The organism is Psychrobacter sp. GP33 (assembly GCF_014119005.1).
Lineage (GTDB): Bacteria > Pseudomonadota > Gammaproteobacteria > Pseudomonadales > Moraxellaceae > Psychrobacter.
On sequence record NZ_JACGYX010000006.1, the window covers coordinates 19,904 to 34,130 of the forward strand.

The 14,227-nt window shown below is 39.3% G+C and carries 14 protein-coding genes; 8 read left to right on the plus strand and 6 right to left on the minus strand.

Annotated features, from left to right (window positions below; genetic code table 11):
- Nucleotides 1-131 precede the first annotated feature (131 nt).
- From H2245_RS09375 to otsB, 6 genes are all read right to left on the minus strand, one after another.
- Nucleotides 132-806: a glycosyltransferase gene (locus H2245_RS09375; RefSeq protein WP_182407259.1), complete on the minus strand. Its 675-nt coding sequence runs from the start codon at nt 804-806 to the stop codon at nt 132-134.
- Between the two features lie 44 nt (nt 807-850).
- On the minus strand, nt 851-1,663 hold the full coding sequence (locus H2245_RS09380) for a trans-aconitate 2-methyltransferase (RefSeq protein ID WP_182407142.1): 813 nt from the start codon (nt 1,661-1,663) through the stop codon (nt 851-853).
- Nucleotides 1,647-2,510 (minus strand): PIG-L deacetylase family protein, encoded by an 864-nt coding sequence (locus H2245_RS09385; protein ID WP_182407143.1) that lies wholly within the window; start codon nt 2,508-2,510, stop codon nt 1,647-1,649. The genes H2245_RS09380 and H2245_RS09385 overlap by 17 nt, the downstream gene beginning before the upstream one ends.
- Nucleotides 2,498-3,583 (minus strand): acyl-CoA dehydrogenase, encoded by a 1,086-nt coding sequence (locus H2245_RS09390; RefSeq protein WP_182407144.1) that lies wholly within the window; start codon nt 3,581-3,583, stop codon nt 2,498-2,500. The genes H2245_RS09385 and H2245_RS09390 overlap by 13 nt, the downstream gene beginning before the upstream one ends.
- A 155-nt stretch (nt 3,584-3,738) precedes the next feature.
- Nucleotides 3,739-5,277, minus strand: a complete 1,539-nt coding sequence (locus tag H2245_RS09395) for a trehalose-6-phosphate synthase (protein ID WP_182407145.1) — start codon at nt 5,275-5,277, stop codon at nt 3,739-3,741.
- Nucleotides 5,278-5,345: 68 nt separating this feature from the next.
- On the minus strand, nt 5,346-6,236 hold the full coding sequence (gene otsB, locus H2245_RS09400; protein WP_182407146.1) for a trehalose-phosphatase: 891 nt from the start codon (nt 6,234-6,236) through the stop codon (nt 5,346-5,348).
- 468 nt (nt 6,237-6,704) lie between these two features.
- Between otsB and H2245_RS09405 the strand changes: the two genes are divergently transcribed.
- The 8 genes from H2245_RS09405 (at nt 6,705) to H2245_RS09430 (ending at nt 14,157) form a co-directional block, all read left to right on the plus strand.
- Nucleotides 6,705-7,694 (plus strand): glutathione S-transferase family protein, encoded by a 990-nt coding sequence (locus H2245_RS09405; RefSeq protein ID WP_182407147.1) that lies wholly within the window; start codon nt 6,705-6,707, stop codon nt 7,692-7,694.
- Nucleotides 7,695-8,012: 318 nt separating this feature from the next.
- Nucleotides 8,013-8,105, plus strand: a complete 93-nt coding sequence (locus H2245_RS12100; RefSeq protein ID WP_404944675.1) for a hypothetical protein — start codon at nt 8,013-8,015, stop codon at nt 8,103-8,105.
- A 6-nt stretch (nt 8,106-8,111) separates the two neighbouring features.
- Complete coding sequence (locus tag H2245_RS12105; RefSeq protein ID WP_259365160.1) at nt 8,112-8,264, plus strand: hypothetical protein; 153 nt, start codon at nt 8,112-8,114, stop codon at nt 8,262-8,264.
- A gap of 27 nt (nt 8,265-8,291) precedes the next feature.
- Nucleotides 8,292-8,417 carry a 2Fe-2S iron-sulfur cluster-binding protein gene (locus H2245_RS12190; RefSeq protein WP_310734132.1) on the plus strand — a complete coding sequence of 42 codons (126 nt, stop codon included), beginning with the start codon at nt 8,292-8,294 and terminating at the stop codon, nt 8,415-8,417.
- Between the two features lie 761 nt (nt 8,418-9,178).
- Nucleotides 9,179-9,712 (plus strand): fimbrial protein, encoded by a 534-nt coding sequence (locus H2245_RS09415; protein WP_182407148.1) that lies wholly within the window; start codon nt 9,179-9,181, stop codon nt 9,710-9,712.
- A 76-nt stretch (nt 9,713-9,788) separates the two neighbouring features.
- Nucleotides 9,789-10,514, plus strand: a complete 726-nt coding sequence (locus H2245_RS09420) for a molecular chaperone (protein WP_182407149.1) — start codon at nt 9,789-9,791, stop codon at nt 10,512-10,514.
- A 71-nt stretch (nt 10,515-10,585) separates the two neighbouring features.
- On the plus strand, nt 10,586-13,141 hold the full coding sequence (locus H2245_RS09425) for a fimbria/pilus outer membrane usher protein (protein ID WP_182407150.1): 2,556 nt from the start codon (nt 10,586-10,588) through the stop codon (nt 13,139-13,141).
- Nucleotides 13,138-14,157 carry a fimbrial protein gene (locus H2245_RS09430; RefSeq protein ID WP_182407151.1) on the plus strand — a complete coding sequence of 340 codons (1,020 nt, stop codon included), beginning with the start codon at nt 13,138-13,140 and terminating at the stop codon, nt 14,155-14,157. The genes H2245_RS09425 and H2245_RS09430 overlap by 4 nt, the downstream gene beginning before the upstream one ends.
- Nucleotides 14,158-14,227: the final 70 nt, after the last annotated feature.

Genomic DNA, 14,227 nt, shown 5'->3' on the forward strand with positions numbered 1-14,227 from the left:
TCAGAAAATAGTTACCGAGCATGAAAGAATATAAGTGGTTTTTAATAAAACATGGCTTTTATAAATATCAGCAATCTAGTTTTTGCAGGTTATACAAATTTTGATTTATTTAACTTAATCTATTTAAATAGTTACTGTAAATTATCTTGTTCTAAGTTCGATAAAAAAGCTGCGAAACCCTCTGCTGCCCGAGCTTGCAGACGGCTACTGGTTACCACTCGAACGCGATTGCTCCAAATAATAGTATACCCTTGTGCTTCGAATTTTTTAACCAAGTCCACGTCTTCATGACAAGGTAATGGCGAAAATCCGCCAACTGCAAGATAGGTCTCAGCGCTAAAACTTAAATTCGCGCCATGAATATGATGATGCCCCATTTTATCTTGATAATGAGCTTTATAAGCTTCCTGCGTCTGCGCTGTTAGATGCGCCCAGCTATCAACGCTTACTACGCCACAAATCATATCAGTCGGTTGCTGCGCAATATGCTTTATTTGCTGGACTAACCAATCTTTATTTACTACTGAGTCGGCGTCTGTACAGGTAAGCCATGTCGCTCCATGTGCGATTGCATGGCGAACGCCCAAATCTCGCGCCCGTCCCACGCAGCGATACTCAGCGCATATATAATCGACGCCTGTTGTTTTTATGATTAAAGCGGTGTCATCAGTGCAGCTATCTAGCACCACCAGCGGATAGACCGTAATGGTTGAGGGCAATTGGCGAATGGCTGTTTGAACCGCCACTAAGCAGCTGGCGATCGTCATCGTCTCGTTATGAGCAGGAATCACAATACCAATTCTTATATTACCTATAGGTTTACCAGTATTTTGCCGTTGATTATATTTCGTCATATTAAATCTTCTTGCATGGCGATTGACTCTGACGAGCGCTGCCAAACGTCCAATAAAAAATCGCTATCGATAATTTGACCCTGATGATTAAACGCGACTTGATGTTCATCTGCGCTGTTTACCGAATTAAATGCTTGGTATAGGCGTCGATGTACCGTCTCACCATTCATCTTGAAGCCGTCAATGGGGTAGCGCCAATGACAGCACAGTAGCGTGCCACCTGATGCAAGGTGTTGCTGAATCCAAGTGATGACGGTATCAATATCTTTTAAAGATAAGTAATATAAAATCTCACTAATGACAATCAAATCAAAGGATGGCTTATTAGCAAGCGTCTTGGCTGATAAAGGATAAGCTTTTATTACAGCTTCTGTTAAATTCAAGAATACGTCGGGAATGACCCCTTGTAATATTCTCACATGGGGCGATTCTGTTAGGCGCTGTTTAGCCAGTTGCACTGCCTGAGCATTGCCGTCGATACTGACCAACGCTTGACAGCGACGAGCAAGCAACTCACTAAACACGCCATTGCCACAGCCTAATTCAATGGCATCGTGATAGTGATGTTGTGGTAGTACCGCTAGGCAAATATTACGTTTTCGCTTTTCATACCAGCGGGTCTGATAGTGCCAAGGGTCGGTATTGTCATTATATAACGCATCAAAATATGTTTCTGAATAAGTAGCCGACTGGCTATCAATAGAATCACAGTCAGCTGAATGAGTCTTAGCAATCTTTAAACTATCAGGAAGGTTATTTAAATCGTCGGTAACAGGAATAGACACTGTGGATTTAGAGGTATGGCTCATATAAATAAACCTCCCAAGGTTGGCTGATTCTAGCGATGGTTTTAGCGGATAAAATTGGCGGATTGCCTGTACTCTCATCAACGGTGGTTTGGCTGGTAAAGCAAGCAATGGCTTCGGATTTACGCTGTAATTGCTCAACCGTTAAATCTAATCTGACAGCAGAGTGCCACGGAATGCGGCTATCACCAGGATTCGCCCAATGCCACGCCCAAATTAATACTTGATAACATGCCAGCTGGCATTGCTTGGCAAATGCGGCGATTACTTGTCCTGTCGCTTCATGGTCGGGATGTCCATCATAGATAAAGGGCGTTACTAAAATATCGTCAGGCTGTGTAATAGCCGCTAACTTTTGGTAAAATTGGTCTTTTTGGGCAAACACATCGCCATCCGTTATATCTAAAGCAATAGTCGTTACCTGATGTGCCACGCTCAACATGTCTAATGCGGTAGCGCTTTCTTGCGGACGAATGATATCAAGTTTCTCTGGAGGATAAATCTTTGAGTGTGGGTGGCTTTGCGTACCATTGGTGACGTGAATAAGGACGATAGGATTGCCATTTGCTGCCAACTGTTGGAGCAGACCGCCCGAACCCAGTATCTCATCGTCAGGATGTGGGGCAAAAATGCATACACGCTGGTGTGATGGGAAATTTTTTGCAATATTTAATGAAGGTAAATTCTGTAGTCCTTGCCAATTTTGCCAATCGTCCTGACTGGTGCCATCGCCTTCAATCACACGATCGCCAACAATGGGGTGGAGATGTTCAGATTTTGCGCCGTTATCTTTGAGATCAGAATCTGCTGTCACCTTGGGTGCTGACTTATTAGCTATTACAGTTGCCATATATTCACCTGCTTATCTGTTAAGTCTCGAGTAACATCACTAGATAATTCACCAATTTTTTGCAAATCAAACGCCCCATGACTTTGGCGAATAAACACGGTCAAATCTGCGGATAATCTTGCAAAATGAGCATTACTACAAAATGGTGCAGCACCTAGTGCCTGCCCGACGGACTCCATTACTAAGCGCGCCACCTTCTCGACTTGTGACCTTAATTCACGAATGACAAGTTCATGGCTACGTTGTGGTTCAGTATCTATTAAGTCACTCACATAACAAAAATACTGCCGAGTAACTGCTAGCGCTGTACCAATTTCCCCCAAATACATCGCTTTATAATCATTTGGTTTCTGCTGATAAGTAATTAATAAATAGGAAGCCATCTGAGCCGCCGCGCCATACCAGCAAGCTGCAACGCCTGCTGCACCATACCAAAAACCCAAACGTTCTAAATAAGCGTTTGCCGCGCCAACGTTATGACCCGACACCTGATTGAACTCTACGGTGGCGGTATCAGTGGCTTGCATGCCAACCGCCTGCCATTTGCTATTGTCAATCGCAATACCAGATTGACGCATATCAACAATAACCAGTTGCGAATGACCATGCTCATCTTGATACGTCATCAGCCCATGATCAACAATATTGGCACCGGAACACCACGCTTTTGTACCGCTAACTTTACCCTGCTGATAGCGGAGGGGATTGGGATGACCTTCTGACGCCCAAACTGCCCATAATCCATTGGTATCATTTTTATAACCCACTTCATGTAAGGTGCTGAGAGCGTCTAAGTGTGATTCGAACCATTTTGCAATGGTTAAATCAATGCTCGAAACATACGCTAAAATTTGCCAACGGATTAACGTACCTGAGGTTTCTTCCTCCAGATTAGTAATACTACTAGCAGGATGGGGGATTTTATCGCTATAAGTCACCAAAAATTTTAATATATCGTGCCGTAATTTATCGGTTATAGCCGATGCGTGTTCCGCTTGATCAGCCGCTATAATATTTTCTATGGCAGCTTTAAGTTGCTCTAATAAAGAGTTCTTTTCATCTAACCGTAACATTAGGGCTCCTTAATTATTATTATAAGATTGCTCTTGTTAGTCAGCTACTTGGTTGTTTTTTAACCAAGCATTAGCTATTTGGGTGATGTATTTTGCTCTCACTAAAGTTACTTTGAAAATAACTTATTGAAGATGAAATTTAGTGTCAATACACTTCATTTTAAACAGAGATCATTCAAAAAATCTTGTTGCCAACTATGTAAGTCATGCTGTTGAAGCCCTTGCAGTAATGTCTGATAGCGGCTCTGTCGCTCCTCTAATGGCATTATCAAAGCAGTATGTAAACCATGTATGATACTTTGAGGTTCGTGCGGGTCGATAATGAGCGCCGCCTGCATTTGCTCCGCCGCTCCTGCATAACGTGACAATAACAACACTCCTGGATCATTAGGATTTTGAGCCGCAATATATTCTTTAGCGACCAAATTCATACCATCCTTAAGAGAATTCACCCAGCCAACATCACTGTTCCAAAACGCAATCATTAATGCTTCTTGGCTCAATACAGTTTCGCTATAGGTAATCGCTTGCCAGTTTTCTATGAAGTCTTCACTGTTAGAAATATCTTGTCTATATTCACTAGGCGAAAATTGCTGGTTGATGTTATGAACCGCTTGTTTGACACGCTCATAAAGCTGTTGGTAAACGGGTAAATCTAAGCGGCTAGGACAAGCAATTTGTAATAATTTTAGCTGGTTTTGATAGATTGGATATTGCTGTAAAAAATCGCCATACCCAGAAAAACGCTCTAACAGTCCTTTAGAATAATCAATTCTGTCCACCGCTATTATTTGCTGAGTGGCAGATTTTGTAACATTTTCCCCCTGAATGTTTTTTATAGACTGGGAGGATAAATGAGAGGATAAACTCATAACATGCTGCTGGATTTTGGTCACATTGACGCCGATTGGGTAGGCGTTAATTACTAAACAGTGTGGTATACCCGAGTCTAGATTGAGCATTAACCGTGTACCAGCTTTGCCAGAGTCTGATTTAGTATAGAAGGTGTCTGATGGCAAACTATTTAAAAAATTGTCTTTTAAATAATGCTGGAAAACAGCCACACAGTTGATTTTATCTTGCTGAGTCTGTGTGCCGAATACATCATAATAAGCAAGATGATTGATAAGTTCAGGGCTTTTATCAAGCTGTTGCCAAAATGGTAATGGAACAAAAGGAATGTGTAAAAAAAAGCCGATACGATTACTTATACCCAACTGACGGCAATCATACGCCACGCTTAAAAAATGATAGTCATGCACCCAAATCACATCATCAGGCTGAATGATCTTTTTTAATTGTTTGGCAAAAAGAAGGTTTACTGCTTGGTAGACTGCGTAGTCCTCCGGTGCTTGGCTAATCACATCAGTTTGCTCGTGCAGTAGTGGCCATAGGACATTATTGGCAAATCCACAGTAAAACTGCTGATGCTGTTCATTATTAAAGGCTGTGGTCATATAAGTGACTGTTGTATTAGTCCCTTGCTTATCAGTATTTGTTAAAAAAGTTCGCTCGCAACTGCTAAATTCATTGATATCACCACCATTATTACTATCGATAACCTCACCATTCCAGCCCATCCATATGACTGAATTCCCATTAAAGACATCTTGCAATGCAATCGCAAGTCCACCTGCCATAGGGTTGTTGTCGGGCATTTTGACCCGATTAGATAAGACGATTAAGCGGCTCATATCTCGTGTCTCACTATGTCGTGTTACGTTCAATCGTGCGTTTGTGAGTAGTTGCTTCTATCCTCTCATCAATCAGATAACGCGCTAGATTTTTGGCAAAAACTTAAGAAGCTATGAAGTAAAATCGTCACCTCTTGAATATTATGGACATAATAATGAGCACAAGTTGGCTCACTACCTACTTTGATACCCATGCCCTGTATAGGGTCAATAGATATAGGGCTAATATAATTTTCTAATAACCTGCTTTTTTCGGTTGGTATATGGCGATCTTGTACCGCCATAAATCCTGCTTCATCGGTCATATCATCACCAATAAAAATAGGATAAATCGGTGCGCTGGTCTGCGTTTTTTGTAGTAAGGTCAAAATTGCTGAGCCTTTATTTGCTCCTTTTGGTACAGCCTCCAACACATATTTACCTGCTTTCAATGTCCAATCAGACTGTTGTTTTAATGCTTTTGTCATGATGGTATAAGCGACATCAGCTAAGGTAGGATTTTGCCGATAATGTAGAGCGACGGAATAGGGTTTGTTTTCAATAGTGAGATCATCATAAGGCATACAAAACTGGCTAATAACCTGCCTTATTGCTGCAAGTTCGACTGTATCAACAGACGTTACATCAGTATCGTTAACACTGCTCCCATCAAATGCTATTTCTAATCCATGCGTGGCTGCTATCGGCAAGTGCACAGGACATAGCATTTGCCTTGCTTCAGTCAGACTGCGTCCCGTTACGATGGCGACTTTAATACCATGATTTTGTATTTTTTGTAACAGCGTTAAGGTTTTGTTTGGAATAAAGCTATCTTTTGGATTTAGCGTAAAATCTGCCAGTGTGCCATCTATATCTAGAAACAAATAATAGTCCTGCTGATGAGATAAATAATCGGCAAAGTTTTTTGGCTGAATATATATGGGTGGACTATTTATGCTGGGGCTTCTTCCTGAAGTCACATTTATTCCTTTTTAATAAAATCCTTATTAATAAAGCGTCATCCTTTGGTTTTATTTACCTTAAATTTTAATCATTTTATCTGTTGAAAGTCGACGGGTTTTGAAATGTTAAACTATAAAAAAGCAACAAAAGTCAGTTAGAGTTGATAAAGAGTTTGCCACAAATTGAGTTATGCTCTGATAGCAAGAATGTTCAATTGGGCATGAGTTGTGTAACTCATTAAGCGCTATTTCAATTCACAACTGTCCATTCAAAAATGCATCAACTTTAGGTTAAATATCTTACGCTGCCGTGTTGCGCAGGTTATTGCTGAAGCTTATATTTCCCAATAGCTGATCAAAAATTATTTACTATCGTTCATTTAATTGGTTGATTTAAAGAATATTATTAGGCATTACTCTCTAGAGTAAAAACCAGAAGTTTTAATTCAATGCAACAACCAAAACTAAAATAAAGAGGATTGAATAATGGGACTATTAGTCGAAGGACAATGGCAAAACCAATGGTACGATACCAAATCTACTGGTGGCAGCTTTGAGCGTAAAGAATCCAGTTTTAGAAACTGGGTTACTGCAGATGGTAGCGCTGGCCCATCAGGGGTTGGTGGCTTTAAAGCTGAGCCCAATCGTTACCATTTGTATGTCTCTTTAGCGTGTCCTTGGGCGCACCGAACCATTATTTATCGCAAGCTAAAAGGCTTAGAGGACATGATATCCATGTCTGTGGTCAATCCTATTATGGGTGATGAGGGCTGGACATTTAAGGCTGGTAAGGGTGTTATTCCTGATCCCATTTTTAACGCCACGCATTTATATGATATCTATATTGCTGCGCAAGCAAATTATACGGGGCGAGTGACTGTTCCTATTTTATGGGATAAAAAAACCAACAGCATCGTGAGTAATGAGTCGTCTGAAATTATTCGTATGTTCAATAGTGCCTTTGATGACGTTGGGGCGTTGGCAGGAGATTTTTCACCGCCAGAACTATTAGCAGAAATCGATTCGCTCAATGAGTATATTTATACTACTATCAATAACGGCGTATATCGTGCTGGTTTTGCCACCACGCAAGAGGCCTATGAGGATGCGGTAATCGAGCTGTTTAATGCGCTAGATGTACTAGAAGTCAGGTTAGATAATCGTCGTTACTTAACGAGTAGCACGATAACTGAAGCGGATTGGCGATTATTTACTACCTTAGTGCGTTTTGATAGCGTTTATGTGGGTCATTTTAAATGTAATTTACACCGAATCGTGGACTACCCAAATCTTTGGGGCTATTTGCGAGATTTGTATCAAATACCAGGTGTTGCCGAGACGGTAAATATTAACTATATCAAAATGCATTATTACGGTAGTCATGAGACTATTAACCCAACACGTATTATACCTGTTGGTCCTGAGATTGATTTTAACGCGCCGCATGGTCGTGAGCGATTATCAATATTGGAATAAAGCATCTGTTATGCCCACATTAAACTGTCTAAATAAGTGACATATATGGCATGGCTAGAAGCCCAGTTATCAGTTGCCTAAAATCAGTTCACCACTACAGGCTTAGCTTGCTTCTCATTACGTTGCGATAAGTCAGATTAAATTAGTTAACATTTAATCCATGACTGGCGGCAAGATTTGATTTAAGATTTTATTATCATTTGCCAGCAGGAAGCCAGCATGTCTAACTTAACGTCAACGATCAATCAGTAGGATTATGAGTTTGATAATCTTGACCCGCGAACGACTCTACTTGATGTTTGTCGTCACCATCTATATATCACTGGACTGAAAAAAGGCTGCGATTATGGACAATGCGGCGCATGCACAATGCTTGTTAATGGACGGCGGATTAATTCATGCTTAACATGAGCAGTCATGCACGATAGTGATGATATTATTACTATTGAAGGTATTGAGTTACCTGAATCACTATTAGAGTTGCAGCAAGCTTCTAAAGACCATGATGATGCGCTTCAGTATGGTTATTGCATGCCGAGTCAGGTTTGTTCAGCAACGGGATCAATATAAGAAATCAAATAATATTGGCCGAGTCATGTGACTACTGCCTTGCAAAACCCCGATGGACTATTAGTGCAAGAAATTGCAGAACGTATGAGTGGTCATATCTGTCGTTGTTCGGTATATCCTAATATTATTAAAGCCATCTCACAAGTGCTGTAAAAGCCAGTATCACATTCCTCTTCAATGACTGACAAGGCGTGTAATATCGGGACAGCCAATCTAACTATTAGCGGTTATTTGGTCACCGCCTCCTAACGAGGCACAAATTGGCAATGCTCACCCATTCTTAGCGTAATCTTAAAAGCTCATCTTGTCATTGACGTAGCTCTAAATCTTTTAATTGAATATCTGATAGCTCAAACTGAGACTTGCTGGTCAAGGCAATGAGGTCTCCTTCTAGACGCGCCCTTTTGGGTGTGCTTAGCAGCAGATGGATATTGAAGTTATGATTATTATTATTTTTCATTATGCTTTTATGAATGTCAGAAAATAATTATCTGCCATATTGAAATTAAATCATATTTCTAGAATTAAGTGGTTCTATTATCGCAGTCTTATTAAGATGCTCTATTAATAAGTGTAATGGGATGGTTCGCTCGGGCTATATATATCGAAATATAAAAAATAATATTCTTTATTAATATTATTTGACCGTTGTCAAAAGAATATATGCTGAGTGGTCATTCGTTAGATATCAATGGTTTCTAAAAAAATAAATTAATAAACAAATGTTTAAATAGAATATTGGGAAATAGATTCTTATTCTTTATTATTATCATATTAATATATTTAATCGATATTTATCATATACTTATATTATTTTAGGTATTTTTCAGTAATGACTAATGTTTACTTTTTATTAACCTAACTATACAATATGCCGAAGAAAACTTACAAATGTATTTCTTAGGGTAATAATTATGAATAAATTTTTGATAGCAATTCCGTTATTAGCATTAGCAACTTCTACTGCATTTGCAGCTGATGGTACTATTACAATTAATGGTCAGGTTAAAGATAACACCTGTATCGTTAATGCTGGAACTACTAAAGATTTTACAGTAACACTTCCTACTGTTTCTAAGCAGGTGCTAGCAGTTGCTGGTGATACTGCAGGTCGTACACCTTTTACTATTAACCTAACTGGTTGTACAGCAGGTAGTAAAGTTGCTACTTATTTTGAGCCAGGCGCAACTGTTGATTTCAATACTGGTCGTTTAAACAACGCAACTGGTACTGCTACTAACGTTCAAGTCCAACTATTAGGTTCAGAAAATACTGTTATTCCAGTATTAGCTGCAGGGGCTGGTGGCATTCAGGCTAATTCACAATTGGTAGATGTGAGTGGCGGTGGTTCAGCGGATCTTAATTACTATGCTCAATACTATGCTACTGGCGCTTCAACTCCTGGTAGTGTTGCAACAACTGTAAAATATACAATCATTTATCAGTAATCTTGCATTAGATTAGAAAGAGCTAGGATAAGTAACAGGCCTAGCTCTTTTTTTGTTCTCAACTAGAGATAATTATATGTCTTTAAAGCACTTATTTTATAAAACCTGTTTAATCGCGCTTTTAACGCCTTTTAGTTTAGTTAACGCGGAAATCATTATTCATGGTACTCGTGCTGTTTATCCTTCTGATGCACGTGAGATTACTTTGCAATTGAGCAATGATGGAAAAAGCCCATCTTTAGTACAAGTATGGATTGATGAAGGCGATCCAAAATCGACCCCCGATCAATCAAAAGCGCCTTTTATTCTCACACCTCCTATCTCACGTGTAGAGGCTCAAAAAGGTCAATTTATACGTATAACCAGTTTACCTACAGCAAATGCGCTAAGTAAAACGGAAGAAAGCTTATTTTGGTTAAACGTATTAGACATACCACCCAAACCTTCTACAAAAGATAAAACAGCTGCCCCTGATAACTTTTTACAATTGGCTGTTCGCTCACGCATTAAGCTTTTTTATCGCCCTAGCAATATAAAACAAGATGTGACCCTAGCTCCTGAAAAAATTCAGTGGAGCAGTAAAGGCTCTAATCTACTGGCCAAAAATCCAACCCCTTTTTATATAACAATAACTGCTATCAACCAAGAAAATTCAGGCAAAAATATTGATATATTGTCAGAAGGTTTGATGCTAAAGCCTTTTTCTGAACAGAGTATTTTATTAAAAAGTCCTAGCACGCAGAGTATGACGTTCACCACCATTAATGACTATGGCGGACGTGTACACCATAAAATTAAATAAATTTCCTTTTTTTGATATCTAAGTTCACATAATCCAAAGACCTATTAGACTCTTAATAGGATGGCTATGCTATGAAGAATACCTTACATAATTATAGGCATGTTAAGCGATATACTAGATATTGTTTGGCTTGTGGAGTGATTACTTTTAGCATATCAACTTTGGCGACTGCTAGTGATATTGATGAAGGTTCTACTGCCAAAATAGCAGAGTTCAACTCTGATTTCCTAATCGGTGATGCCAAAAATATTGACATCAATCGCTTCGCATATGGTAATGCTATTTTACCGGGTCATTACAACGTAGATGTTTATGTGAATAATAATTGGTTTAGCAGAAATCAAATAGTATTTAAAACCTCTGAGAATGATAAAAATTCATATACTTGCTTTTCATCAAAGCAGTTACTTGAATACGGTATAAAAGCAGAACTTATTAAAGAAAGACTTGCAGTAAATAATGAAAGCTGTCAAAAGCTTGACGAATGGGTTCAAGATTCTTTTTATGAGTTCGATACGTCAAAATTAAGATTTGATATCTCCATACCACAAATTGCAATGGAAAAAAATGCGCAAGGGTACGTTGATCCAAGTGTTTGGGAGCGTGGGATTAAAGCAGCATTTGTATCTTACAATGCAAGCGTTTATAAGAGCTATGACAAGTCAGAAAATAGCGAAGACAATACCAATGCGTTTTTGTCCTTAAACACCGGTGCAAACATTGCAGATTGGCAGATTCGCCACAATGGTCAGTGGAAGTGGGAAGTGGGGACTAAGAATAAAGACTCTCTATCAACTTATGATTCTATCAGCACCTATGCACAACGCGCTTTTCCTGAGTACCGAGGCGTCTTAACGCTTGGCGATAGTTTTACCAATGGTGACATATTCAATTCATTTGGATATCGTGGTGCAGAGTTTTCTAGTGACGATCGCATGCTACCTAATAGTATGCTTGGCTATGCACCACGAATCCGAGGTAATGCTAAAACCAACGCTAAAGTTGAAATTCGGCAGCAAGGTCAGCTGATTTACCAAACCACAGTTGCTGCGGGAAGTTTTGAGATTAATGACTTATATCCTACGGGATTTGGTGGTGAGCTAGAAGTTTCTATTCTAGAAGCCAACGGGGACATTCAGAAATACTCGATTCCTTATGCTTCAGTAGCTCAAATGCTGCGTCCAGGAATGAGTCGTTATTCATTAATGACGGGTAAAATCCGTGATGCTGATATCGATGCTGATCCGTTCATTATCCAAGGTCAATATCAACGCGGAATCAATAACTACATAACAGCTTATGGTGGAATTCAAGGTTCAGAAGACTATAAAGCCCTTACTTTAGGAAGTGCTTTTGCAACGCCAATAGGGGCAGTTGCATTAGATGTCACTCACTCTCAAGCAGGATTTGATCGTCGTGAGAAAGAGAAAGGTCAAAGTTACCGTCTCAGTTATAGCAAGCTAATCACACCAACAGATACTAACTTAACCTTGGCAGCGTATCGTTATTCAACCGAAAATTATTATAATTTACGTGATGCCTTACTGGCTCAAGAAATAGAAAGAAATGGCGTAGGCTCTGGTTCTTTCGGCAAACAACGCAGCGAGCTTCAAGTAACATTAAACCAAGGATTGCCCACTAATTGGGGCAATCTCTATGCGACTGGCTCTTGGATAGATTACTGGGACCGTCAAGAGAACTCAAAGCAATATCAGGTCGGGTATAGTAATAATTATCGTAATCTCAATTATGGGGTGTCAGCTATTAGAAGAATGGTAGAGAATAGTGCGACGAACCAAACTGAAGATGACACTGAGTATATGCTAACCCTATCACTACCCCTTTCATTCAAACGCAATTCTATAAATTTAAATTCAGTTCATACTCAAGACAATACTACTGTCGGTATGAGTGGAGTGGTAGGAGATCGTTTTAATTATGGTGCTTCGGTATCCACAAATTATGAAGACAGTCCAAACTTAAACGTTAATGCACAATACCGTACAAACTTTACTACTTTAGGCGGTTCATACGGCACCTCAAATCAGTTCGAACAAGTTTCACTAACAGCTAGAGGAAATATTGTTGCTCATGCTGATGGTATTGTTTTTGGTCCAGACCAAGGGCAAACGATGGTCTTAGTCTATGCGCCTGATGCTACAGGCGCTAAAGTAAATAACACCAATGGTTTGACCATTAATAAATCAGGCTATGCCGTAATCCCATATGTGACGCCTTATCGTTTGAATGAGATTGTTTTAGATCCAGAAGGTATGTCTTTAGATATAGAATTAGATGGTACGAGTCAACGCATAGCACCTTATGCTGGCTCAATTTCAAAGGTTGATTTTGTAACTAAGTCAGGAAAGGCTTTATATATTCGCAGCTCAAATACAAAGGGTGGTACATTGCCATTTGCAGCCGAGGTATTTGACTCAAAAGGCGAGTATGTTGGTATGGTTGCTCAAGGTAGCTTGGTCTATTTACGTACTAATACTTTAGCGGATACAGTAACAGTAAAGTGGGGAGAATCACAAAATGAACAATGCAATATACAATATGATGTCACCACTCAAGCACTGCAGAATAAGGAAAATATGTTGATGTTAGAAGGTTTATGCCAATGAACTATAAAATCTTAAATAGTGTTTTTTTATTGATAGGCTGTACTTTAAGTTTGGAAGGATATGCAGCCTGTACAGCGGACAGAGGGTTTACAACCGTTGATATCAGTATGAATGTTGGCAGAGTAGTGGTTAGACCAAGCGATGCAGTTGGAACTGTTTTGCGTCGTGCTTCTTTTCCTATTACTCCTAATAGCTCTAAGATTACTTGTAACAACTCTGGAGGAATAATCCAAGCGGTTCTTTCAAAAAATCCTACATTAAGTGTTGCAGGTGGTGAGTCTGTATACAATACGAATATTCAAGGGATTGGTATCCGCTTGTATCGGGATGCGGGGAGTGGTTCAGTTTTTTCTGGTTATTATCCTTATAGCAGAAACTTGAATGCTAACCAGGGCTATACATTGGGTGCTGGGTTTTTTGTTATTGAAATTATTAAAACAGCTGCTTCGACAGGATCAGGAGCCCTTAGTCCAGGTATGTACAGTAGTTATCATTCGCGTGATGACGTCAGCAAGCCTTTCTTAACAAGTACAGTGTATGGTAATGCCATTACGATTGCCTCATCATCATGTCAGCTTTTAGGAGATATTAATAAAACTGTCCAACTACCTACTGTAAATAAACCTGGTTTTAAAGGCATAGGCTCTACACAAGGGACTCAAGCTTTTGATTTAAATTTTTTATGTAATGGTGGTGCAAATCCAACAGATTATGAAGAAAGTAATAAAATCAGTTTGAATTTTGAATATACAGCAGCGGCTAATACAACTAATGTTTTGGCTAATAATGCACCTATATCAACACGAGCAGGCGGCGTTGGCATTCAGCTGAAAACGAATTATAACAATGTAAGTAAAATAATTGCAAAAAATGAAAAGCTTGTATTAGGAACTGTTAAATCCAATCAAAATATTCAATATAATGTTCCATTAAGTGCAAGTTATTATCAAACTGATGCAGTTGTTACTCCAGGAAAAGTTAGCTCGGTGGCAACTGTAACTATTCAATATGAGTGATTGAACATCTCACAGCTTACATTTTTTACTAACTGATGACTGTGCTTACAACGGTACTTATCACAAACTA